Consider the following 23,016-nt stretch of genomic DNA (forward strand, 5'->3'; position numbering starts at 1 on the left):
ATGTTTTTGCTAAAGCTAGCAATTATTTTTATTATTTCCGTTCTATTCATTTGGCTTTTACAGTTTACGTTAAGAAAGGCGTTTAACATCGAAAAGAGAAAAAGTACATTCTCTTACAACCATGTAAACAAAACGCATCGAAGGCTAGATTGGTTGATTAGAATTATGAGCATGCTTTCTTTACTTTATTTGGTGTACTTGATTTTCTATAGAGATAATTCGATAACTTTATTTTTTATCGGCTTAATTATTTTTACCATTTTATCTGATACTGTCAGAGCCTATTTTGAATGGAAACATTCACCTCATCCGAAGCACTCAATCCTCACAATTAGTGAAATGCTAGTATTAATAAGTGTGCTCGTTGCATGCATACAGTTTGATTTGTTAGCGCTTCTTTAATTTAAAATCAAAAGTACAGGCACCTTCCTAAATTGTGGGAGGTGTTTTTATTTGCCCATTTTTCAAATTGTCGAACAGTTATTATTGTTTTATTATGGAAAATATAATATACTACATTACAACACTAATGCACTATATTAGAGGGGGTGTGAAGTTGATTTTAAATACGGACGGTACAAAGCCGATTTATGTACAGATTGCTGAGTGGCTCGAGACTGAGATATTAAATGGAAACTTTGAACAAGATCAGAAGGTGCATTCGCAGTATCAGTTGGCCGAAATTTTTAATATTAATCCGGCGACAGCTGCCAAGGGACTGAACATATTAGTCGATGAAAAAGTCTTGTATAAAAAGCGAGGGCTTGGAATGTTTGTGACAAGGGATGCAAAGGAGATTATTCTCACGAAAAGAAAAGACCATATTTTAAACCATTTAGTGACAGATCTAGTAGTGGAAGCAGAGCGGTTACAGGTAAGTGATGAAGAATTAATTCAGATGATTCATTTCGTAAGTAATAAAACAAGGGGGAAGAGGGATGAAGGCAATTGAGTGTAAGGAGCTTTCAAAAGTCTATTGGCAAAGGAAGGCTTTAAATGACTTGTCTTTTACTATAGAAGAAAACACCATTACAGGACTTATCGGGAGAAATGGAGCGGGAAAAACGACGTTACTAAAGATCATTGCTGGGTTTTTATCAGAAACAGCTGGTGAAATAAAAGTATTTGGTGAAGAACCATTTAATAATTTAACCGTGTCAGCTAATTCGATCTTTGTTGATGATTTTATGAGTTTGCCGACGTCTTTAAATCTAGAAGAGACGTTAGAGGCTGCCGGGAAATTTTATGCAAAGTGGGACGGGGAGCTTGCGAAGCGATTGTTTGATTATTTTTCCTTTGATCCGAAGCAGCGTCATGAATTTCTTTCCAAAGGGATGAAAAGTACGTTTAATATGATTATTGGTCTCGCATCACGCTGCAGTTTAACGATTTTCGATGAACCGACAACAGGGATGGATGCAGCGGTACGAAAGGATTTTTACCGAGCGTTATTAAAGGACTATCTAGCTCATCCACGTACGATTATTTTATCTAGTCATCATCTTGATGAAATCGAAGACCTCATTGAGGATGTGCTGTTGCTTGATGGTGGAAAGAAGCGACTACATCTTTCAGCTGCAGACTTAAAGGAATATGCAATTGGCTTAACTGGAAAAGCTAGTTTACTAGAAGAATGGACATCAAATAAAGAAGTGTTATTTACGAAAAGTATCGGCACGGACAGTCGATATGTTGTGATGGAAAATGATTGGACGGAAGAGAGTGTACAGGAAGCACGACAGCTCGGAATCGACATAACCCCGGTATCAGCAAGTGATGTTTGTGTCTATGTAACGGGGAATACAAAGGGGGGAATCGACGATGTCTTTAACTAAAGTGACCTTGGTGGATGTGGTGAAGAAGCAGTATTTTTATAAGTTGAAGGCATTTTCGGGAGTGTATACATCCCTAATCCTCGTGCAGCTAATTGCATTGCTTTTCTCTTTTGTCTCATCGATTGGATCCAGTTCTAGTTCTAGTTCAGAAGGACTAACTGTATCAGCCAGCTTTTATTCAGTAGATATGGTGATTAGCTTTACGATGCTTTGGGCCTTCATTACAGCAATCAATGTTACAACGAAGGCTTATCGAAATGATGATTTTACCTTTGTAACGAATCGATTAAGTAGTGATCTTTCGAACATAGCTTTCTTATTTACAGTGAGTTGCATTGGAGCTCTTACAGCTTTATTATCTAGTTTTCCATTAAAAATTGCTCTGTACTTCACAACGGAACAACCCATTCATTATACTTCCTTGTTAGCAACACCAGGCATTCTTTTTGCTGGGATTGGCGCTACGATCCTCTACAACATCATGTTTGCCGCTTTAGGTTATTTGATTGGTACATTGATTCAGTTGCATAGCATCTTAAAAATAGTACTGCCGGTTGCATTTTTTGGAATGTTTTTTGGGTGGGTGATTCTTGGATATGCCGATATAATTTCATCTATCGCAACCTTCTATTTTCAAGAAGATTCTATCTGCTTATTTATCCAAAAGGTTTTCGTTACAGTCATAGCATTTTTTAGTTGTTCCGTTTTAATATTCAGAGGAGTGGAGGTTAGAAAATGAATATTATCATCATAATTTTTCTTATCTTTATCGGATTTCTTCTGTTTTCTCCGCAGATAAAAAAACAACGAGCGGTTCTTTCAAGCAACAAAAGTGTCAAGATTCTAGGTGGATATGCTGCGATTCTACTTATCTCTACAGGCATCACTTTTTTACTTCCAGATGATACATTTATCACTAATAAAGCTAATATTAGTGAAGAAGGAATAGATGACACAACCTATCATGCTTTAATTAATAAGCAGCCAGTAGAGAGTAATTTTGTAAAAAAGAAGGCGAGCATTCCATATGAAGAAAAACAACTTCACATAAACGTTAATAATCCAAACTATTCTGGTTTTGCTCTGATTTATGAAAAAGATCCCACTTTAGAAAATAGACTCGAAGTAACAACCTATGTAGGTAAATCAACCGTAAATGATATCGATATATCAGATTTTATTCATTATCCAATGGTTAATATCGATGACCAATCATTAATTATCCTTCAACCTAAGCCGATAGATCTTAAGTTTACCATGCTAAAAAAAGAATTCCCGTTTTCCCAGTTTAATGGTGAGAATTGGATGGACCACTATAGCAGTTTTGCAAACCCTATTCTCTATATAAAGGTACCAGCAGATGTAGAAGTAACGATAGACGAGACTATCTTTTACGAGGAAGTAAAGTAACTCCCAAATTAGTGTAGACACTTAGACGACAATCTAAGTGTTTTTTCTATCTTTTTCTAAATATCGGAAAATAATAGATGTTGTCCTTTTTTGATGAACTATATAATAGAAGGACAAACTTAAGAAATTCTTAAGAAAGTTAGTCAATGAATATTAAGATTTTCCGTGTAGGATGTAGATAATGAAAGATGGCGTCAGAGAGAAGGGTGAGGGATGGAGAAGTATACGGTACTAGTGGTCGATGATGAAAAAGAAATTCGGGATGCGATTGAGATTTATTTGAAAAATGAAGGGGTTATTGTTTTAAAAGCAAAGGACGGAATTGAAGCATTGGAGCTACTTCATGAGAACCAGGTGCACCTGATTATTTTAGATATTATGATGCCGCGGCTTGATGGGATCTCCGCTACATATAAGATTCGCGAGGAAAAGAATATTCCAATCATTATTTTGAGTGCGAAAAGTGAAGACACAGATAAGATATTAGGGCTGCAGGTCGGTGCCGATGACTATGTGACAAAGCCGTTTAATCCGATGGAACTTGTCGCACGAGTGAAATCACAGCTTAGAAGATATGTGTCATTTGGAACGTATGAAGGTGTCAAAAAAGTGATTGATCTGAACGGTTTAACGTTGGATAAAGTAGCTAAAGAGGTACGAGTACAGGGCGAGCATGTCAAGCTTACGCCTATTGAATACAAAATAGTCGAATTGTTGATGACCAATGCTGGTCGTGTGTTCTCCATTAATGAAATTTATGAGCGAGTGTGGAAGGAACCTAGTTACAATGCGGAAAATACCGTGGCCGTCCATATTCGTAAAATTAGAGAAAAAGTCGAAATTGATGCGAAAAATCCAACATATTTAAAGGTGGTGTGGGGAATTGGTTACAAAATGGAAAAGTAGGATTTTTATCTTCTTTATGGCTTTATTATTTACGATCGGCTTAAGTGGAATCTTTTATTTCTTTAACGACTTTCAAAGATACAGTCCGCAAAGTTATTTTGATACGGAGGAATTTCAATACGAAGCTGTTGACGAGTATCTAACATATTTAAATCTATTTGAATTAAGCGGATTAACGAAAGAGCAAGCGAAGAGGTCCATCACGGTAACAACAGATGAAATTAATGAGCATCGTTATCGATATGGGAATTTAGCAGAACAATTGCAATCGATTCATCTTCAATACGAGGATCGCATTGAAGAAGCGAAACAATTGGAAAATAAAGAAGTGGCCGAGGCCTATATACAAGAAAGAGATGCGAAAATAGAGGATATTACAAATAATTTTAAGAGTGATGATTCTGTAAGAGCAAAAGTTAAAGCTGAAAAAGAAGCCATTATTGAAGAGCATTTTAATGAGAGAAATCGTATGAAAGAGGATTATTCCAGATTTAATGAATTTCAATATTATTTTACAGATGTTAAAACAGGGAAGGTCTATACGAATGTAACATTAGAAAAAGATCAAACAATCGAGGATGTTTTTCAAAAACAATACATGCATTATTTGACGAACACGATGAGAACATCTAACTATGAAACGATTAATTATTACAATGACTACACTCACTATGATTGGCTGGTCACCTTATTATCTGATGCAAGTAAACAGTTAAGGGGGCAAATAGCAGTACCAAAAACCTTGTCTCCAACAAGTGAATGGTGGTTACAGAGCGAAAGTTACAATAATCAAAGGCTTCTATTTATCGGGTATAACGCGACAGCTGGCATCGCATTTTTATTATGGCTCCTTCTTATGAGGAAAATGAAAGTACTTCCAGCGGAAATGGTGCGTTGGAAGTTCTATTATAATAAACTACCGATTGATGTAAGAGCTGTCTTTTTTGGGCTGACGGTCATTGCTGCGATTTTTAGTATATTCATGCTTCATGATTCCCTGCGTTTTGCTGCATTTAATCCATTTGCTGAATATGGAACACTTTCAGCAAATGCAATGGACTATCTGTTTATTTTGTTCATAGCAACACTCCTTTGGCTTCTAACCTATGCTCAAGGAAGATTCATCCTTATCGATTTACGTGAAAGGGATAATGTAGCGAAAGAATGGAAAAGGGGACTGTTGTATAAAGGATGGAACCGCTTGAAGCTAATGTTCCGTAATGTTTTACAAAGCTTACAAGAAGTATTTCTGAATCAAACAACTGGTATACAGCTATTTCTAGTACTAGGACTAGTATTTGGTTTAGGTCTCGCTGGTATTATGATGTTTATGCATCCGGTGTTCTTCCTATTTTACCTTATACTTCTTGGTTTTGTTGGTCTACCAGTATTGATGATCTTAATTAGGCATATCGGGTATTTTAATAAAATTGTGTTGAAGGCGAGTGATATGGCTGTTGGAAAGCTGGGTGACAACTTGGAGGTAAAAGGAAATTCTACCCTTTCAAACTTAGCAAGTAATCTGAATGCGTTAAAGCAAGGAGTAAAAACGTCCCAAAGTGAACAGGCAAAGAGTGAACGTCTAAAAACGGAGCTCATTACTAATGTTAGCCATGATTTACGGACACCATTAACCTCCATCATTACGTATACGGAATTATTAAAAGCAAGTGATTTGTCACATGAGGACAAATCGGCCTATCTAGAAATCATCGATCGCAAATCTCAGCGGTTAAAGGTATTGATTGATGATTTATTTGAAGTATCGAAAATGACGAGCGGCAATATTGAATTGAATAAGGCTAAGGTAGATCTTGTGCAGCTCATCCAGCAAGCACTTGCGGAGCACGACAGTTCATTAAAGGATTGTAATCTACAGTTTCGAGTTACTAGTTCAGAGCAACCAATAAATTCTTTTGTAGATGGACAGAAGCTATGGCGTGTTTTTGATAATTTGATTGGGAATATTGTGAAGTACTCATTAGAACATTCACGGGTTTACATTAGTGCTCAAACTTTGGATAAGCAAGCCATCCTTACTTTTAAAAATATTTCTAAATATGAACTTAATGATAGTAGTGAAGAGCTCTTTGAACGCTTCAAAAGAGGAGATACATCGCGACACACGGACGGTTCTGGCTTAGGTCTTGCGATTGCAAAATCGATTATTGATCTTCATGAAGGTAGTCTTGAGATTGATACAGATGGGGATTTGTTTAAGGTAACCATCAAGCTCGAACTTGTAGAGTAATAGTAAGATCTCGATATAGAATGTGGGGAAGGTTATGAAAAGTAAAATAGAATTTTCGGAAGTGTACAGTATGTTTTACAAAAGGCTTTTCCAAATAAGTTATTCCATAACAAGAGATCGCCACCATGCAGAGGATATCGTGCAGGAAACCTTTATCAAAGCGCTGAGTAAAATGGAAACATTGATGGAAGCAAGTAAAATTGGCGCTTGGTTATCCGTGATTGCAACGAGAACGGCCATTGACTTTGTTCGGAGAGAGAAGAAAAGAAAAGGGATTCCAATGGAGCTTTCGATGCTTGATTGTCTTGGAAAGAAAACGAAGCAAAATGTGGAGGAGGAAATCGAGACAGTTTTTTTGGAGGAGCGAATTAATGGAGCATTACGTGAGCTAACTCTTGAGTATCAGGATGTCCTGATACTCAAGCTCGGCCAGGGCTTAAAGGAGCACGAAATTGCAAAAGTCCTAGACTTAAAACCTTGTACGGTTAAAACGAGAATTTATCGGGCACGGAAACAGCTGAAGTGTTTAGTTCTGGAGCAGATGGGGGCTTAAATGAAGAGCGGTTACTTAAATGAATAGAATAGAGAAAATAGAACAGCTATACTGGTGATATAAAAGAAGATAGGTGATAAGAAGCATGAAATTAAATCGAGATTCACAGTATATTAGATATCTCAACTTAAAAAAAGATCAAATTCCTTCATATGAGAAATTTCCTTTTAACCTCCCTGTAATAACGAACTTTCATGAAATAGCTTTCCATCCAAGTGTTACTTATATTGTTGGGGAAAACGGGATGGGTAAATCTACTTTACTGGAGGCTATTGCGATTAATTTAGGCTTTAATCCAGAAGGTGGTACACGCAATTTCAATTTTTCGAACTATGATTCGCACTCCAACCTCGATGAATATCTCCTATTAGCAAAAGGGGTTAATCGGGCTAAGGATAGTTTCTTCTTTCGCGCAGAATCCTTTTATAATCTTGCGACAAACATTGAAGAGTTAGATAAAGAGCTTGGTGGTCCGAAGATTATCGACTCTTTTGGTGGGAAATCACTACACGAACAATCACACGGCGAATCCTTTTTCGCAGCTTTCATGGAACGTTTCCAAGGAAATGGTCTCTATATTTTAGATGAGCCAGAAGCAGCCCTTTCTCCACTAAGACAAATGTCGATGTTAGCAAGAATCAACGAGCTAGTGCAACAAGGATCACAATTTATCATTGCGACTCATTCACCAATCATAATGGCATACCCCGACGCCAAAATACTTCAACTAACCGAAACGGGGATGATGGAATCAACCTTAGAGGAAACAAGTCATTACTCTATGATGAAGCAATTTTTTGAAGACAAGGATAGGTTGCTGTATCATCTTTTTCAATGAATGTAAGTAGCCTTCCTTAAAATAAAATGGAGGTCCCTTATTCAGCCACTCCATTTTTATTCTTCCATCTGAATATTTATACTGCCAGCATTAATATTCTTTTCTGTACCTATCAATTCAATATACGAACGGTCCTGAATATAGGCTTAAAGATATACAGGGACCTGGCAGCGTTTGGATAAATTGTCCAAATGGTGCCAGGCCCCAAAAGAAGATATCTAAAATTATTTAATTATGTGTGTAGAAAGTCCACGCCCAATAAGATTTGCTGAAACAGGTTTTTTGTCAAGTTCTCTCGCCCAGATAGATAATTGTCCGATATGATGGATTTCGTGGACAATGACATGGCGTATAACTTCGCCCCATGTATCTGTATCGACTCTTCCATTAGGTTGGATATCGGAAAGGATATTGTTTTCCATACTTTCATTCCAATTTTTCACAAATGGTTCGACATCCTTACGAAATTCAGCGTCTAATTTTCGAATTTGATCCAAACTTTTGTAATTATCGAAGCTCTCTTCAAAGTCGGGTTTCCCTTGTAAAAGTCGAATCCAGCTCCACTCAACATCAACAATATGGAAGAGTGTCTGTAAAATGCTTCCTACTCCACCTGTTCGTTTCTGTAAAAGTTCCTCTTCGGTTAACTCCTCACACCATTTATACCATTCTTCTCTGACCATCCAATTATAATGAAACAATGTTTGCACTGAAATCCCTCCATATTTTAAAACTACTTAAACTATTTTTGATAATAAAACAACATAATCTCCCATTCTACTAATTCAACTAGTTTAGTATTTATTCCTCCCAAACCATGAATATGTTTTCATTAAAACCTACAAAAGAATGCTATTTCTCATCTAAATCTATTAAATATATTTTCACTAACCCTTATACTTACATAAATATACTTCTTTTTTAGCTAAAATAAGTACACTAAAAATGATTTTCTATATTTTATTATCACCAAATATAGTATACTGAAAGTGTTAAAGTGTTTTTTCGGAATAATGTAAAAAATGAGACTTTATTTATTTTTATTTGTCTTGTTGCATAAGTATTTATGTGTGTTAAAATACATTTATCCGAATAAACATGCATAAATAATAATGCTTGAAATAAACTTAAGTTTATTTCATAATAGTATTAAATTTTTATTTTTTCTGAAAATAGTATTAGGGGGAAGTTATTGTGAAAAAGTGGTTTTTATTTTCGTTAATGAGTATTTTAGTAGTGGGTCTACTAGCAGCATGTGGAACATCTAATAACGATGACCAAACAAGTGGTAGTGGAGAAGGAGAAGGTAAAAAAGAAGTCCTTCGAATGGGAACATCAGCTGACTATCCTCCATTTGAGTACATCGACACAACAGTAGGGGAAGAAATTATCGGATTTGATATTGATCTAGCAAAAGCAATTACAGAAAAATTAGGATATGAGTTACAAGTACAAGATATTGATTTTGGTAGTTTAATAACTGCAATGGATGCAGGAAATATCGATTTAATCTTAGCCGGCATGACACCAACAGAAGAACGCTTAAAACAAGTTGATTTCACGGATGTTTATTTTACAGCAAATTATATGATTGTTTCTTTAAAAGATAGCAATATTACGAAATATGAAGATCTAGAAGGTAAAGTTATTGGGGCGCAACTTGGTTCCATTCAATATGATAAGGCCGAAGAAATTGCAGAAGAAATCAATGTGAAGAAAATTGAAAACCGTGACCGTATTCCTCAATTAATTCAAGAGTTAAAAACAGGCCGTATTGATGTAGCAATCATTGAAGATACCGTTATGAAAGGCTACTTAGAAAAAGATGAGAACTTATCTGGTTTCTTACTTGATGCTGGTGAAGAAGGGTCTGCTATTGCATTACCAAAAGACAGCGAATTAACAGCAGAATTTAACCGTGTGTTAGCAGATATGAAAGAAAACGGCGAACTTGAAGAATTAGTAGTTAAATGGTTCGGTGGCGAAGAAGAATAAGCTTACACACTAATCAAAAGGGTACAAGCCTACCCTTTTGATTTTGTTGTTATTGGTATTTTTGCAGAGGGGAATGGTAGCTCTTGAATTTTGATTTCTTAGATTTTGGCGCATTAAGTGGCTCCACCACGTTTATCCTAGATGGACTAAAGGTAACTTTACAGGTTGTCGCTTTAGCTGGGATTTTAGGATTTGTTATTGGGACCTTACTAGCATTATGTAAAATTGGTAGAGTAAAAATCTTATCTTTTCTAGCAGATGCTTATACATCCGTTTTCCGTGGTACACCACTAGTATTACAATTAATGTTAATTTATTATGGTCTTCCGCAGATAACAGGGACAAACATTGAACCTGTAACAGCTGCTGTTCTAGCGTTTGGTTTAAACTCAGGAGCCTATATTTCCGAAGTAATCCGAGCAGGAATACTGGCAGTGGATAAAGGGCAACAAGAAGCTTCAATGGCGCTAGGTGTTCCTTACCATCAAATGATGAAGGATATTATCTTACCACAAGCACTAAAAAATATTTTACCTGCACTTATGAATGAATATATTACACTTACAAAAGAATCTGCCATTATCACCGTAATTGGGGTAATGGATATAATGAGAAGATCCTATATGGTCGGATCTACCACGTACGCATACTTAGAAGCCTTTATATTTGCAGGGCTAATCTATTATGTTCTTGTTATGATACTTACACTCCTTGGTAAAGTGATTGAAAGGAGAATGAGACGCAATGATTAAAGTCGATAATTTGCATAAATCCTTTGGTAAGCTAGAGGTATTAAAGGGGATTTCCACCCAGATAAAAGAAGGGGAAGTAGTAGCAATTATCGGTCCATCTGGATCAGGAAAATCTACGTTTCTTCGATGCTTAAATCTATTAGAAATGCCAACATCTGGTCAAATATTTGTGAATGATCAAGATGTGACGAATAAGAAAACGAATATTATGAAGGTACGCCAAAACCTAGGTATGGTATTCCAACATTTTCATTTATTTCCTCATAAATCGGTGCTAGAAAATTTAACATATGCTCCAGTTTCTGTAAAAGGAATGAATAAGAAAGAAGCGGAAGAAAAGGCATTGAATTTGCTTGAAAAGGTTGGACTTTCTGAAAAAGCGAAGGATTATCCGAATCGTCTATCGGGTGGACAGAAGCAACGTGTTGCCATTGCCCGTGCTCTTGCAATGGACCCAGAAGTCATGCTCTTTGATGAACCTACTTCGGCACTTGACCCAGAAATGGTCAAAGAAGTATTAGAGGTTATGAAATCTCTGGCCCACACAGGAATGACGATGGCGATTGTGACTCATGAAATGGGATTTGCTCGTGAAGTAGCAGACCGCGTACTATTTTTAGATAATGGAATGCTAGTGGAAGACGCACCACCACAGGAATTCTTCACAGCACCTAAGTCCGAACGTGCGAAGATTTTTTTAGAGAAGATGTTATAAAAAGGCTGTTTTCGCATAGAGTGTTGCTTTTCGTATACCTTAAAAAAGCCGTATTTTTCGTATTTTCGTGCTCTTTTCACTCATGTAATTTTCTTGTTTTCTATATTTACGTTACAATCCTATAGAAAAAATCCAAATGCCGATTTTTTCTTAGGTAAAAGCAACAAACCTTTAGAAAAGAGCCTAAAAAAACAAAGCAGTGCAAACACAAAATGTGAGTTGCACTGCTTTAATTATAGGATATTCTCATACTCACCGAAGATACCAATTAGGAGGAGAATGATTCCTACTAAAAAGAATAGAGGAAACAAAATCATCATTAATCCAATTGCTGCAAATCCCTCTTTTTCATATATTCCATATAAAATAGAAATAATCCAGGACAAGAAGGGGGCTATTGCTAGCATAGTAGTTATTCCCCAGACAATAAATTTGCGTTTTTTTGATTTGCCATTGGTGAATGCTAGGGCAATGAATATCCCGATTCCGATAATGCCAAAGGCGACAGCAAATGCCATCAGTGGTCCCCCTTTCCTATGAGGAAAATTTTCCTGCGTTATCTCTTCATTTTCTTTTCCATATGATAAATTGGTAAAAACAAGATGAATAAGATAAACAGGGAGCCTAGAATACTGCTCCATCTTAAACCGAGGAACTTCGATTTATTAGGTTCGTATTCTCCTTCACGAATCGCTTTTCGATAGATACCGCCTTCTTCTTCCACTGCAATTGCCTCATTGGTGCTTATACCTTTTATAGAGTAATATTTAGTGCCTTTTTTATAAATATTAGAGAAATTCCCAGTTAACGAATCCATATCAGAATATTTGGTGACAGATCCAATCTTTTTTTCTACATCTGTTACATACTCATCCACCATGACATAAATATAATCATCCCAGACTACAAAGTTATGTACCCAGCTTGTTGCGAAGGAATTACTAGGAAAAAGAGAGGAGAAAATGATTGTTATACAGATAGCGAGAAAAAAAGGTTGCTTACTTTTCAAGTGAAATTTCCTCCGAATCAATCAATAAAGGTTTTCTAATTATTGTTAAAATAACAGGATGTGGAAGGAAATGCAATGATTTTCAGAAATATTAGATATTTAGGGTAAGTAAATCAATCTATCAATTTAAACTATAAAACAGCATTATTTGACCATGAGAAGTCTATCTAAAAATCCTAAACAAACATTAATGTAGTAAATCTTAAAGATTACCAGGAATCAAATTCAAATTTTATAGATCAAATGTACCGAAAATATGAAAGCGGTTGCACGGCGTGAGGTACACATGATAGTATTTATTCATAGAATATTTTGAAATTGGGTGCAATCGATTGCATTTGAAAGAAGAGGAGGAAAAAAATTAAGTGTGAATTATGGATTTTTGATGTTTTTTGAAAACGATTACACTCAAGGGGGATGAACGTGAGGAAACGAAAAAATATGCTATTAAGTATGTTTATAGTATTTATTATGATGCTTTCTTTTGTGCCAGTTTCAGGTGGAGAGGTAGAAGCACATCATAATGGGACAAATGGGACGATGATGCAATACTTTGAATGGCACTTGCCTAATGATGGGAATCACTGGAATAGATTAAGAGATGATGCTAGTAATCTAAGAAATAGAGGTATAACCGCTATTTGGATTCCGCCTGCCTGGAAAGGGACTTCGCAAAATGATGTGGGGTATGGAGCCTATGATCTTTATGATTTAGGGGAATTTAATCAAAAGGGGACGGTTCGTACTAAGTATGGGACACGTAGTCAATTGGAGTCTGCCATCCATGCTTTAAAGAATAATGGCGTTCAAGTTTATGGGGATGTAGTGATGAACCATAAAGGAGGAGCTGATGCTACAGAAAACGTTCTTGCTGTCGAGGTGAATCCAAATAACCGGAATCAAGAAATATCTGGGGACTACACAATTGAGGCTTGGACTAAGTTTGATTTTCCAGGGAGGGGTAATACATACTCAGACTTTAAATGGCGTTGGTATCATTTCGATGGTGTAGATTGGGATCAATCACGACAATTCCAAAATCGTATCTACAAATTCCGAGGTGATGGTAAGGCATGGGATTGGGAAGTAGATTCGGAAAATGGAAATTATGATTATTTAATGTATGCAGATGTAGATATGGATCATCCGGAGGTAGTAAATGAGCTTAGAAGATGGGGAGAATGGTATACAAATACATTAAATCTTGATGGATTTAGGATCGATGCGGTGAAGCATATTAAATATAGCTTTACACGTGATTGGTTGACCCATGTAAGAAACGCAACGGGAAAAGAAATGTTTGCTGTTGCTGAATTTTGGAAAAATGATTTAGGTGCCTTGGAGAACTATTTAAATAAAACAAACTGGAATCATTCTGTCTTTGATGTCCCCCTTCATTATAATCTTTATAACGCGTCAAATAGTGGAGGCAACTATGACATGGCAAAACTTCTTAATGGAACGGTTGTTCAAAAGCATCCAATGCATGCCGTAACTTTTGTGGATAATCACGATTCTCAACCTGGGGAATCATTAGAATCATTTGTACAAGAATGGTTTAAGCCACTTGCTTATGCGCTTATTTTAACAAGAGAACAAGGCTATCCCTCTGTCTTCTATGGTGACTACTATGGAATTCCAACACATAGTGTCCCAGCAATGAAAGCCAAGATTGATCCAATCTTAGAGGCGCGTCAAAATTTTGCATATGGAACACAACATGATTATTTTGACCATCATAATATAATCGGATGGACACGTGAAGGAAATACCACGCATCCCAATTCAGGACTTGCGACTATCATGTCGGATGGGCCAGGGGGAGAGAAATGGATGTACGTAGGGCAAAATAAAGCAGGTCAAGTTTGGCATGACATAACTGGAAATAAACCAGGAACAGTTACGATCAATGCAGATGGATGGGCTAATTTTTCAGTAAATGGAGGATCTGTTTCCATTTGGGTGAAACGATAATGGAAAAAAGAAAAGGCTAAATGGTCTTTTCTTTTTTTCTAGGAGGTGTTGTAAATGGAGTTTATTCAATTACTAAGTGCCGAGCTAAAAGATCAGTCGTATCTTTTTTTAAAATTAGAAGCATTTGTTTCCGTATTAGATATAGAGGGTCATGAAAAATGTGTTATGCAATATCAAATGGGGCAGCAGTTCTTTACAGTGAGCGGCAATGAAATTGAAAAAAAAGCAGATAGAAAAATTGTGGAGTTCTCTATACTGTTAAAAAAGAATTCTGGAATAGCTGCTACAGGATTAAGGTTTAGTTTCCTTACTCCTTCAAATAAGTATGAAACAGAGGAATTTCACATTGGGGGAGAACGCGGGAATATCCTCTTAAAATATGCATCTATTAAACATTATCAAATATACGTTCATAGCAATACACTTTCAGGTTTGGTGTTAGTAGCTCCATCTAATAAAGGAAAGGCCGTTAGATTTGTAATTTTTAACGATACTCGTGAAATTGTTAAAGAAGCTATCTTTAAAGAGAATCTTCCTTACAGCGACATAGAAGTATGGGAATATACAGTTGAAAAAGCCAGCCACTTAAATGGAGAGTGGTCATTTTTCGTTGAACTACACGAAGAAGGACGTCAAGAAATGGATGACTTCTTTGGTGAGTATTACAAGGTTCGTTACTAGGCAAGAGGAGCGATGACGACATAAGTTGTTGCTTTCTTACTCTAATTAGCAAAAAAGCTAGATTAATAAAGTAAAACTCCATGGAAAAATAACTATAAGTGAAACTTATGAAATCTCATAATGAAGTTGCAATTAACTTATGGTGCTAGCTTAGTTAGAATAAGATGTAGAAAGTCATTTGAGGTATAAACATAGGGGGAGTACCAATGGAAACAGAAGTAACGTTCAGAATTGCCACAGAAAAAGATCTAGATCGAATTGTAGAAATGTTAGCTGATGATGTATTAGGAAGTCAGAGAGAGCGCTATGAACACCCTCTTCCAGAAAGTTATCATAAAGCATTTCTAGCCATTGAAACGGATCCTAATAACGAGTTGGTAGTAGCTTGCCATAATGACGAAATTATAGGAGTTCAGCAAATTACATTTACCCCTTACCTCACCCATCAAGGTAGTTGGCGAGCGACAATTGAAGGAGTCAGAACATCATCTTCTGTACGTGGTAAAGGAGTGGGGACCGAACTTATCCGTTGGGGAATTCAACGTGCTAAAGAGCGTGGCTGTCATCTAGTCCAGCTCACCACAGATAAAAAACGTGAGGATGCTTTGCGATTTTATGAAAAATTAGGTTTTCATGCAACACATGAGGGGATGAAGCTAAAACTCTAGACTCTTTCATAACATCTAATCTCTTCACAATTCGTCTATAGATATATAAATTATGGATAGAATTTTAGCTTAATTGGAAAATTAGTAGACTATTACATGTTTTTTATTGATTAAAGAATAAGAACTACGAATATAGAATTATCTAAGCACGTAGTTCCTTTCTATTGTTACAGTGATTTTTCTAAATTAGAAAAACTTAATTGACCCACTCTTCCAACATTTCTTCAGTAAGTTCTCCTTCGTACAATTTCTCAATAACTCCATTAGAGTTTACAAGAAAACTAACAGGAAGCCGATCTACTTTATAGGACTGCCTTATGGAGGAATCATTATCGATTATTACTGGGAAACTTAAATTGTATTTTTTGATAAACTGATTCACTACTAAATTTGAATCCCCAACATTTATTGAAATGACGCTAACTCCATTATTTTTGTTACTTTGATAAATTTCTTCAAATGCGGGCATTTCTCTTTTGCACGGTTCACACCAGGAGGCCCAAAAGTTTATTACTGTTTTATTAGCTTTAAGTTGGTTTAGCTCAATTACCTCATCGTTCATTGAATTTCCTACAAAATTGGTAGCTGGTTTTCCAACTAACATATTAATAGAATTGTTATCAACTAGTAGGTTATAAAGGGCGTATGTAGTCATTAAAAACATTATACTTAAAATGCCAACTCGGAAGACCAATCTTTTTCTTTTCTTTTTCATGCTGATTCCCCTCAAAAGTCTATTCTATTAAGAATTTATGTACAGACAAATTTTTGTAATAAATAATAACGTTTTCCTGCGAAAACTTTATACTGTTTATGGTAATATTACCATAGGAGTGATATTTTTGGAAAACGTTACATTTTTGTTAGCATTTAGTGGGGGATTTCTTGCGTTTATTTCACCGTGTTGTCTACCCTTGTATCCTTCATTTATTTCTTATATAACTGGTGTTTCAGTTAATGAATTAAAAGAAAACAAAACTGCTATATTTAGAAAAAATATTCTCATACATTCATTATTTTTTTGTATGGGTCTTTCTGTTGTTTACTATATTTTGGGGTTTTCATTAAGTGCAATTGGGGAGTTTTTTTCTTCGTATCAAAGAACTTTGACTATGTTCGGTGGAATATTTCTCATTGTAATGGGGCTGTTCTTAACCGGAATTTTCCAACCGAAGTTTATGTTTAAAACAATTAAAATTAATTATACAAAAAAAGCATCTACATACTTAAATTCTTTCATAGTAGGTTTTATTTTTTCAGCAGGCTGGACCCCTTGTATAGGTCCAATCTTTGCCTCTATTATGTATTCGAATGTTTTAAATCCTGCAGCAACCTTTGTAAATGTTACTGCATATTCGTTAGGCTTTTGTATTCCGTTTATCGTTATGGCCTTTTTCTTGGGGAAAATAAAAATCTTTATTAAGTACTCTTCAGTATTAATGAAGGCTGGTGGGGTTGTTATTATTCTACTAGGAATAATGATTTATTTTGATAAAATGATATATTTAAACATTTGGACATCATACATTAGATACTTTATTGAAAGTTTATTCTAAATAAAAATGATTTTTAGACTGACTTACTGAAAAGGAGTAAATTGAAATAGAAATGGTGGTGAAATGATGAAAACAACTTTTGCTAGTTTAACATTTTTTCTCATATCTGCAATTCTCTATAGTGCGAATGTAATTTCTGTTAGCATTGCTGATCAATATAGTGCAGGTCAAGATGAAGTCGGTTATTCGCTATTAATCTTGAGTATAATTACTCTTCTAATGGGGATTATTTTACTGATAATAACTGATAAAAATATAAAGAATAGCACAGAATCAGAGGAACGAAAAAAATCTTGGTTGGATAGTGATTTAGATAATTAACTTTTTACTTTCACTTTTTTTAAATAATTCATTAAATTGAGGTGTTTCTCAAGGAAGTTGACTGTAAATTGGAGTGTGTATGATGCCAAATGAATTAGTAGTTAGACCTTTTGTGGAGAATGATTATCTCGCAATCACCACGTATTGTTTACCTGAAGAGCAAGCTATCTATACGTCGTTACCTATAGATGTAATTAAAACTTTTGAAAAAGATTCAGATAATCAGCCGTTTGTTATTTATCTTGAGAGAGATTTGATAGGGTGTTTCGCTTTACATACGAATGGGAATGCATACACAAAGAATAAGAATGCGATCTTGCTTAAATCGTTTTCGATTGATGCTAGATATCAACAAAAGGGGCTGGCTTATCAATCATTAAAAGCCTTGCCAGAAATAATAAAGCACCATTTTCCTGAAAAAAAGGAAATTATTTTGACCGTACATCACACAAATACACCAGCAATCAATTTATATCGTAAGGCTGATTTCATTGATTTTGGACATAAGTTTGAAGGTGAATTTGGAGAAGAATGGATTCTACATTTTAACTTAGATAAGGAATAAAAATAGACACTTTCCTCATGAGGGGAAGGCGTCTATTTTTTGTTATTAAAACTTATTGTTGATTATTAACTATCCCGAACGGTGTAGAAAAGAGAGCTATGTATGTGTAATGTGGTACCGTTATTTTCAGCGTAGTCTAAACTAAAAAAGGAAATTTTTGCATAGAAAATCATGGAAAACAAACAATAAAGGTAACTGAGAAACGTGGGAGGACCTTTATGAAATATCTAAATAAATCGATACTTTTAGTACTATGCTTGATGCTTGCCCTGACAACAAGTGTTTACGCAGAAAGACAGACCTATGCGAATCGAAAAGAGATTCCTGAAGCATATAAATGGAAGCTTGACAGTCTCTATACAAGTCCTCAGCAATGGAAAGAGGACACGAAAAAAGTAAAGAAGCTAGCTGACTCATTTGCGAAAAAGGAAGAGCAAATCCAATCAGATAAACAAATACTGTCTTTGATGGAGGATTACTTTGACTTGTTCCGCCTTGTAGAAAAAATCTATGTGTATGCCCGTGTGAATCAAGACGTTGACATTAGTAATACAGGTTCACAAGAGTTATCAAATGAAGCAGAAAACATGATGATGTATGTGGTAGAGCGGACTGCTTGGTTATCCAATGAGCTTCAAGCGGTTGACAAAAAAGAATGGAAACGTTTCATGAAGAGTGAAAAGTTAGCTCCGTACCGCTATTATTTACAACAAACATATGAGGAAAAAAAACATGCGTTGCCAAATGATATGGAGCAGTTGCTGATTAAGACGATGCCGATCGTGAACGCGCCTAGTGAACTTTTTACTATGATGTCAAAGGATTTAGTTCTTCCTTCCTTTACTGTTCAGGATAAGGAGTACTCCTTAACGGCACCTTTGTATGGCGTTTACATGTCTAGTCCGGATAGAGAGGTTAGGAAAGGAGCTTTTCAAACCTACTATCATACGTTAGAAAATTACCAAGATACCTTTGCTTCGATGCTTGCCAATATCGTGAAAGCGAATAATTTTTTTGCAGAAACCCGTAATTATCCATCCGCTTTGGAAGCTCATCTTCTAGCGAGTGAAGTGGATCCCAAGGTATACACACAATTGATTGATACGGTTAATGAGTATTTACCGTTGCTCCATGATTATCTGATTTTGAAAAAGAAGTATGTAGAACTGGATTCGTTACATATGTATGATTTATCAGCGCCTTCTCCTTTTACTCCAGAAGAGGAAATTCCATATGAAAAGGCAAAGGGAATTGTGTTGAAAGGCTTAACACCTCTAGGCGAAGCATACTTAAATACCTTGTCAAAAGGACTTGCGGAAAACTGGGTGGATGTTTATACAACTAACGGGAAAGCAACTGGTGCCTATCAAATTGGTTCCTATGATGCTCATCCTTTCGTATTGTTAAATTATCAAGGGATGCCTCATGATGTATTAACATTGGCTCATGAAATGGGACATGCGATGCATTCATATTTTTCGAATAAAGCACAACCTTATCACGATGCAAGGTATGTGACGTTTACGGCTGAGGTTTCTTCTACCTTACAAGAACATCTGTTACATAAGCAGATGATTAAGGAAGCAAAAACAAAAGAAGAGATGCTACATGCACTTTATCAATATTTAGAGGACTTCCGCGTAACTTTATTCCGTCAAACCCAGTTTGCTGAATTTGAAAAAATCATTCATGAAATGGCCAAAAACGAAGAAGTGTTGCATGCGGACGCGATAAAGTCTGTCTATTATGATCTTAATAAAAAATACTATGGCAAGGCTGTCGAGGTCGATCCGGAAATTGCCATGGAATGGGCGAGGGTCCCGCACTTCTTTCATTCGAGCTTTTACACGTATCAATATGCAACTAGCTTTGCTGCGTCTGCTGCATTAGCTCAGCAACTAGAAGAAGATGGGAAGGAAGCACAAGCGCGAATTTTGAAAGAATTGTTCTCATCTGGAGGAAGTAAGCCGCCTCTAGAGATTTTAAAGCGAGCAGGAGTAGATATGAGTAAAAAAGAACCCCTTGATGAAACGATGCTCCGCTTTGCAAGGCTAATGAAGCAATTTCAGGTACTGTTAGATGAAGTAGAATAGAAGAGAGAAGGACATGGTGAGCAAGCTTGCTCCCATTGTCCTTTTTCGTATGTAAAAATGGGGTTTGGACGAATAGCATGGGGAATTGGACGAATGATGGTGGAATTCGGACGAATCGAGGTGGATGTTGGACGAATGTGGGCGCAAATCGGACGAATCTTCCCTTATTTCGGACGAATCGGCTAAGAAAAGCGCGAGCCCGATGTAGAAAAACACCATCTCGACCGAAGTCCGAATCCGAAACAGCCATAAGAAAGTCCACTACAAACCGCAATCCACAAAAAATACGGAAAATCGTTCTGTAACACTGTATTTTCATAGCTATTATGTATAAAATGAATATGTGATATACTGAACAATCCAGAGTCGGGAGAGCTTGAAACATGAAGAAATTTAAAATTGGCTATCGTACAGTCAAAACTGCTTTAGGAGCAGGAATTGCGATTAGTATAGCCCAGCTGCTAGAACTGGACTTTTACGCATCGGCAGGAATTATCGCTATTCTATCTATTCAAATTACAAAAAGAAAATCATTATATGTAGCGCTGGCAAGATTTTTAGCGTGTACATTAAGCTTAGTCTTTGCTTTTGTATTTTTTGAAGTAATTGGGTATCATCCATTTTCTATCGGGCTTTTGCTTCTATTTTTTATCCCGGTGACAGTCATGTTGAAAATAACAGAGGGAATTGCAACGAGTTCGGTTGTACTGTTACATGTGTATTCCGTGCAGGAGTATTCGCTGGGGTTAGTGGCTAATGAATTGAGCATTATCTCCATCGGTATCGGGGTTGCGCTTATTATGAACATCTATATGCCTAGTGTTGATAATGAATTAAGGCGTTTTCAAGTGAAAATTGAAGAGAATTTCCAAAAAGTGTTTTCAGAACTCACCTATTACTTAAGATACGGGGATAACGGGTGGGATGGAAAAGAAATTCCGGAAACGGCACAGGTGCTTAGTGAAGCCAAAAGTCTTGCTTTCCGCGATGTAGAAAATCACTTTAAACGTGAGGAAAATCATTATTACCATTATTTCAAAATGCGTGAAAAGCAACTCGAGGTAATGGAGCGGATGTTACCAATCGTTTCGTCGATTGAGAAAAATGTTGAACAGGCAGACACAATTTCCACCTTTATTGAAGATTTAGGTGATGCGATTCATGCAGGAAATACAGCGTACCGATTTATCCACAGACTTCGTGATATGCGAGAAACCTTCCAAGAGATGCCCCTTCCCAAAACACGGGAAGAGTTCGAATCAAGGGCATCGCTGCGACACTTGTTAAAAGAAATTGAAGAATACTTAATTTTGAAAAGTGAATTTATTGGATTAAAAAACGCTAAATGAATGGAAAGAGCACCTTTCAACCACACTATTACTAAAAGGTAGGTGGATGAAAGGTGTTTATTTTTACGCTCATTTTTGCACTTGTTACTTCTCCTATATGGCCATTGGGACCAAATCCACTGCCAGGAGATCCATACCTTATTGTGAATAAACAAACGAATGAATTAGCTTATTTTCATGAAGAGCAATTAAAAGAAGTTCATTCTGTTGCCACGGGAAAATCAATCGAACTTACACCAGAAGGCGAATTCACCATCACTGTGAAGGCAGTTAATCCGTACTATCGCAAAAAAGACATCGAAGGCGGAGATCCCAAGAATCCACTCGGAACAAGGTGGATTGGCTTTGATGCCGAAGACACAGATGGTCGAACCTATGGCGTGCACGGCACGAACAGACCAGATTCTATCGGGAATTATGTCACTCAAGGGTGTATCCGTTTATCAAACGAATTAGTGGAAAAATTATTTGACCACATCCCAATTGGCACGAAGATCTTGATTGTCAACACGGATAAGTCGTTTGAGGAGTTGGGTCGGGAGAAAAGGGTGCTGAGGTAGTGGCAACCTTTAGTGTGAAAATTCAATAGAATACGGATAAAGCAGCGAGTAAAATCGCTGCTTTATTTGTTGTGCGCCCGGCATGGGTGCAATCTATAGGGTGCAAGTCCCGAACTGTGAAGGCAGAAGTAACGGTTAGCTTAACGCAAGGGTGTCCATGGTGACGTGGAATCTGAAGGAAGCGGGCGGCAAACTTCCGGTCTGAGGAATACGAACTTCATAGAAGGCTAGGTATCACTGGATGAGTTTGCAATTCAAAACAAAGTCCTTTCTGCCAAAGGTGATACAAAGTAAATGAAGCAGATAGATGGAAGGAAAGATTGTACTCTTACCCGGGGAGGTCTGATTGATTAGCCAAGCACACTTGGTAACCTATTTAGCGATAAATAGCTGAACAGTCAGAAGTCAGCAGATGTCATAGTACCTTACTTACTCGAGAAAGTAAGGGAAGGACTGAACAATTAAAGAAGAACGAGAATTATGCGTACAATTCTTGTGTTGAAGCAGACAATCTCTTAGGAGACTTACTTGAAGGAGGAAGTGGTGAATCCCATGGGGGACTTCAAGAGGGTGGAGCAAGAATAACACAAATAAACTTCTCGTTCGCGTAGAAAGGAAATATCTAATGTTAATGGATAGGATACTGTCACGGGAAAACTTAATAGAAGCACTCAAACGTGTGGAAAGGAACAAAGGAAGCCACGGAATCGATGAAATGTCCGTAAAATCCCTACGAAGACATATCGTTGACAACTGGGATTCCCTTTGTCAATCCCTAAGGAATGGTACCTATAAACCGAGTCCTGTACGTCGAGTCGAAATCCCGAAATCGAACGGTGGAGTCCGTTTACTAGGAATACCTACTGTGACAGACCGATTCATTCAACAGGCAATCGCTCAAGCACTGACTCCAATCTTTGACCCAGCTTTCTCCGAGCATAGTTATGGCTTCCGACCGAATAGAAGGGGACATGATGCCGTTCGG

26 protein-coding genes are annotated in these 23,016 nt (G+C 36.7%); 22 read left to right on the forward strand and 4 right to left on the reverse strand.

What is annotated here, in order from left to right; all coding sequences use genetic code 11:
* The 9 genes from BK580_RS08255 to BK580_RS08295 all read left to right on the forward strand — a co-directional run bounded on the left by BK580_RS08255 (window position 1) and on the right by BK580_RS08295 (window position 7,793).
* Window positions 1–402 carry a DUF4181 domain-containing protein gene (locus BK580_RS08255; protein WP_169864868.1) on the forward strand — a complete coding sequence of 134 codons (402 nt, stop codon included), beginning with the start codon at window positions 1–3 and terminating at the stop codon, window positions 400–402.
* Between the two features lie 154 nt (window positions 403–556).
* Window positions 557–952 carry a GntR family transcriptional regulator gene (locus BK580_RS08260; protein ID WP_078379866.1) on the forward strand — a complete coding sequence of 132 codons (396 nt, stop codon included), beginning with the start codon at window positions 557–559 and terminating at the stop codon, window positions 950–952.
* Window positions 939–1,835, forward strand: a complete 897-nt coding sequence (locus BK580_RS08265; protein WP_078379867.1) for an ABC transporter ATP-binding protein — start codon at window positions 939–941, stop codon at window positions 1,833–1,835. The genes BK580_RS08260 and BK580_RS08265 overlap by 14 nt, the downstream gene beginning before the upstream one ends.
* A complete protein-coding gene (locus BK580_RS08270) occupies window positions 1,822–2,574 on the forward strand; it encodes a hypothetical protein (protein WP_078379868.1) in 753 nt (250 codons plus the stop codon). Before BK580_RS08265 ends, BK580_RS08270 begins: the two co-directional genes overlap by 14 nt.
* Entirely contained in the window at window positions 2,571–3,245 is a 675-nt protein-coding gene (locus tag BK580_RS08275; RefSeq protein ID WP_078379869.1) for a hypothetical protein, read from the forward strand. The genes BK580_RS08270 and BK580_RS08275 overlap by 4 nt, the downstream gene beginning before the upstream one ends.
* A 213-nt stretch (window positions 3,246–3,458) precedes the next feature.
* Window positions 3,459–4,151: a response regulator transcription factor gene (locus tag BK580_RS08280; RefSeq protein WP_078379870.1), complete on the forward strand. Its 693-nt coding sequence runs from the start codon at window positions 3,459–3,461 to the stop codon at window positions 4,149–4,151.
* Entirely contained in the window at window positions 4,129–6,402 is a 2,274-nt protein-coding gene (locus BK580_RS08285) for a sensor histidine kinase (protein WP_078379871.1), read from the forward strand. Before BK580_RS08280 ends, BK580_RS08285 begins: the two co-directional genes overlap by 23 nt.
* A gap of 34 nt (window positions 6,403–6,436) precedes the next feature.
* Window positions 6,437–6,955: an RNA polymerase sigma factor gene (locus BK580_RS08290; RefSeq protein ID WP_235864012.1), complete on the forward strand. Its 519-nt coding sequence runs from the start codon at window positions 6,437–6,439 to the stop codon at window positions 6,953–6,955.
* A gap of 85 nt (window positions 6,956–7,040) precedes the next feature.
* Window positions 7,041–7,793 (forward strand): AAA family ATPase, encoded by a 753-nt coding sequence (locus BK580_RS08295; protein ID WP_078379872.1) that lies wholly within the window; start codon window positions 7,041–7,043, stop codon window positions 7,791–7,793.
* Between the two features lie 224 nt (window positions 7,794–8,017).
* On the opposite strand, the gene BK580_RS08300 is transcribed toward BK580_RS08295, so the two are convergent.
* Window positions 8,018–8,503, reverse strand: coding sequence for a DinB family protein (locus BK580_RS08300; RefSeq protein ID WP_078379873.1), 486 nt, complete (start codon window positions 8,501–8,503; stop codon window positions 8,018–8,020).
* A gap of 484 nt (window positions 8,504–8,987) precedes the next feature.
* On the opposite strand from BK580_RS08300, the gene BK580_RS08305 reads away from it, so the two are divergent.
* The 3 genes from BK580_RS08305 to BK580_RS08315 all read left to right on the forward strand — a co-directional run bounded on the left by BK580_RS08305 (window position 8,988) and on the right by BK580_RS08315 (window position 11,255).
* Entirely contained in the window at window positions 8,988–9,788 is an 801-nt protein-coding gene (locus BK580_RS08305) for a transporter substrate-binding domain-containing protein (RefSeq protein WP_078379874.1), read from the forward strand.
* An 83-nt stretch (window positions 9,789–9,871) separates the two neighbouring features.
* Window positions 9,872–10,540 (forward strand): amino acid ABC transporter permease, encoded by a 669-nt coding sequence (locus tag BK580_RS08310; protein WP_078379875.1) that lies wholly within the window; start codon window positions 9,872–9,874, stop codon window positions 10,538–10,540.
* Window positions 10,533–11,255: an amino acid ABC transporter ATP-binding protein gene (locus BK580_RS08315; RefSeq protein ID WP_078379876.1), complete on the forward strand. Its 723-nt coding sequence runs from the start codon at window positions 10,533–10,535 to the stop codon at window positions 11,253–11,255. The genes BK580_RS08310 and BK580_RS08315 overlap by 8 nt, the downstream gene beginning before the upstream one ends.
* A gap of 233 nt (window positions 11,256–11,488) precedes the next feature.
* On the opposite strand, the gene BK580_RS08320 is transcribed toward BK580_RS08315, so the two are convergent.
* Entirely contained in the window at window positions 11,489–11,773 is a 285-nt protein-coding gene (locus tag BK580_RS08320) for a hypothetical protein (RefSeq protein ID WP_078379877.1), read from the reverse strand.
* A 38-nt stretch (window positions 11,774–11,811) separates the two neighbouring features.
* Window positions 11,812–12,264: a hypothetical protein gene (locus BK580_RS08325; protein ID WP_078379878.1), complete on the reverse strand. Its 453-nt coding sequence runs from the start codon at window positions 12,262–12,264 to the stop codon at window positions 11,812–11,814.
* 471 nt (window positions 12,265–12,735) lie between these two features.
* Between BK580_RS08325 and amyS the strand changes: the two genes are divergently transcribed.
* The 3 genes from amyS (at window position 12,736) to BK580_RS08340 (ending at window position 15,587) form a co-directional block, all read left to right on the forward strand.
* Window positions 12,736–14,238 carry an alpha-amylase gene (gene amyS / locus BK580_RS08330; RefSeq protein ID WP_235864109.1) on the forward strand — a complete coding sequence of 501 codons (1,503 nt, stop codon included), beginning with the start codon at window positions 12,736–12,738 and terminating at the stop codon, window positions 14,236–14,238.
* A 54-nt stretch (window positions 14,239–14,292) separates the two neighbouring features.
* Window positions 14,293–14,919, forward strand: a complete 627-nt coding sequence (locus BK580_RS08335) for a hypothetical protein (protein ID WP_078379879.1) — start codon at window positions 14,293–14,295, stop codon at window positions 14,917–14,919.
* A 206-nt stretch (window positions 14,920–15,125) separates the two neighbouring features.
* Window positions 15,126–15,587, forward strand: a complete 462-nt coding sequence (locus BK580_RS08340; RefSeq protein ID WP_078379880.1) for a GNAT family N-acetyltransferase — start codon at window positions 15,126–15,128, stop codon at window positions 15,585–15,587.
* A 196-nt stretch (window positions 15,588–15,783) separates the two neighbouring features.
* Here BK580_RS08340 and resA read toward each other — a convergent pair whose 3' ends face one another.
* Window positions 15,784–16,302, reverse strand: coding sequence for a thiol-disulfide oxidoreductase ResA (gene resA / locus BK580_RS08345; protein ID WP_078379881.1), 519 nt, complete (start codon window positions 16,300–16,302; stop codon window positions 15,784–15,786).
* A 118-nt stretch (window positions 16,303–16,420) separates the two neighbouring features.
* Between resA and BK580_RS08350 the strand changes: the two genes are divergently transcribed.
* The 7 genes from BK580_RS08350 to BK580_RS23895 form a co-directional block, all read left to right on the forward strand.
* The gene (locus BK580_RS08350; protein WP_328589090.1) at window positions 16,421–17,143 is read left to right on the forward strand and encodes a cytochrome c biogenesis CcdA family protein; all 723 of its coding nucleotides are present in this window, start codon (window positions 16,421–16,423) and stop codon (window positions 17,141–17,143) included.
* Window positions 17,144–17,206: 63 nt separating this feature from the next.
* Entirely contained in the window at window positions 17,207–17,464 is a 258-nt protein-coding gene (locus BK580_RS08355; protein ID WP_139364859.1) for a hypothetical protein, read from the forward strand.
* A 79-nt stretch (window positions 17,465–17,543) separates the two neighbouring features.
* The gene (locus BK580_RS08360; protein ID WP_235864014.1) at window positions 17,544–18,029 is read left to right on the forward strand and encodes a GNAT family N-acetyltransferase; all 486 of its coding nucleotides are present in this window, start codon (window positions 17,544–17,546) and stop codon (window positions 18,027–18,029) included.
* Between the two features lie 218 nt (window positions 18,030–18,247).
* Window positions 18,248–20,122, forward strand: a complete 1,875-nt coding sequence (gene pepF, locus BK580_RS08365; protein ID WP_078379885.1) for an oligoendopeptidase F — start codon at window positions 18,248–18,250, stop codon at window positions 20,120–20,122.
* Window positions 20,123–20,505: 383 nt separating this feature from the next.
* Window positions 20,506–21,471: an aromatic acid exporter family protein gene (locus BK580_RS08370; protein WP_078379886.1), complete on the forward strand. Its 966-nt coding sequence runs from the start codon at window positions 20,506–20,508 to the stop codon at window positions 21,469–21,471.
* Between the two features lie 53 nt (window positions 21,472–21,524).
* Window positions 21,525–22,031, forward strand: a complete 507-nt coding sequence (locus BK580_RS08375; RefSeq protein ID WP_078379887.1) for a L,D-transpeptidase — start codon at window positions 21,525–21,527, stop codon at window positions 22,029–22,031.
* Between the two features lie 625 nt (window positions 22,032–22,656).
* A partial coding sequence (locus tag BK580_RS23895) for a reverse transcriptase domain-containing protein (RefSeq protein WP_268877367.1) occupies window positions 22,657–23,016 on the forward strand: 360 nt, incomplete at its 3' end.

The sequence above is a fragment of the Sutcliffiella halmapala genome (genome assembly GCF_002019665.1).
Lineage (GTDB): Bacteria > Bacillota > Bacilli > Bacillales > Bacillaceae_I > Sutcliffiella_A > Sutcliffiella_A halmapala.

Bases quoted from the DNA above. Each gene is read 5' to 3' on its own strand.
- BK580_RS08255 (WP_169864868.1), top strand. From the start codon at position 1: ATGTTTTTGCTAAAGCTAGCAATTATTTTTATTATTTCCGTTCTATTC.
- BK580_RS08265 (WP_078379867.1), top strand. From the start codon at position 939: ATGAAGGCAATTGAGTGTAAGGAGCTTTCAAAAGTCTATTGGCAAAGG.
- BK580_RS08270 (WP_078379868.1), top strand. From the start codon at position 1,822: ATGTCTTTAACTAAAGTGACCTTGGTGGATGTGGTGAAGAAGCAGTAT.
- BK580_RS08275 (WP_078379869.1), top strand. From the start codon at position 2,571: ATGAATATTATCATCATAATTTTTCTTATCTTTATCGGATTTCTTCTG.
- BK580_RS08280 (WP_078379870.1), top strand. From the start codon at position 3,459: ATGGAGAAGTATACGGTACTAGTGGTCGATGATGAAAAAGAAATTCGG.
- BK580_RS08290 (WP_235864012.1), top strand. From the start codon at position 6,437: ATGAAAAGTAAAATAGAATTTTCGGAAGTGTACAGTATGTTTTACAAA.
- BK580_RS08295 (WP_078379872.1), top strand. From the start codon at position 7,041: ATGAAATTAAATCGAGATTCACAGTATATTAGATATCTCAACTTAAAA.
- BK580_RS08315 (WP_078379876.1), top strand. From the start codon at position 10,533: ATGATTAAAGTCGATAATTTGCATAAATCCTTTGGTAAGCTAGAGGTA.
- BK580_RS08320 (WP_078379877.1), bottom strand. From the start codon at position 11,773: ATGGCATTTGCTGTCGCCTTTGGCATTATCGGAATCGGGATATTCATT.
- amyS (WP_235864109.1), top strand. From the start codon at position 12,736: ATGATGCTTTCTTTTGTGCCAGTTTCAGGTGGAGAGGTAGAAGCACAT.
- BK580_RS08335 (WP_078379879.1), top strand. From the start codon at position 14,293: ATGGAGTTTATTCAATTACTAAGTGCCGAGCTAAAAGATCAGTCGTAT.
- BK580_RS08340 (WP_078379880.1), top strand. From the start codon at position 15,126: ATGGAAACAGAAGTAACGTTCAGAATTGCCACAGAAAAAGATCTAGAT.
- resA (WP_078379881.1), bottom strand. From the start codon at position 16,302: ATGAAAAAGAAAAGAAAAAGATTGGTCTTCCGAGTTGGCATTTTAAGT.
- BK580_RS08355 (WP_139364859.1), top strand. From the start codon at position 17,207: ATGATGAAAACAACTTTTGCTAGTTTAACATTTTTTCTCATATCTGCA.
- BK580_RS08360 (WP_235864014.1), top strand. From the start codon at position 17,544: ATGATGCCAAATGAATTAGTAGTTAGACCTTTTGTGGAGAATGATTAT.
- pepF (WP_078379885.1), top strand. From the start codon at position 18,248: ATGAAATATCTAAATAAATCGATACTTTTAGTACTATGCTTGATGCTT.
- BK580_RS08370 (WP_078379886.1), top strand. From the start codon at position 20,506: ATGAAGAAATTTAAAATTGGCTATCGTACAGTCAAAACTGCTTTAGGA.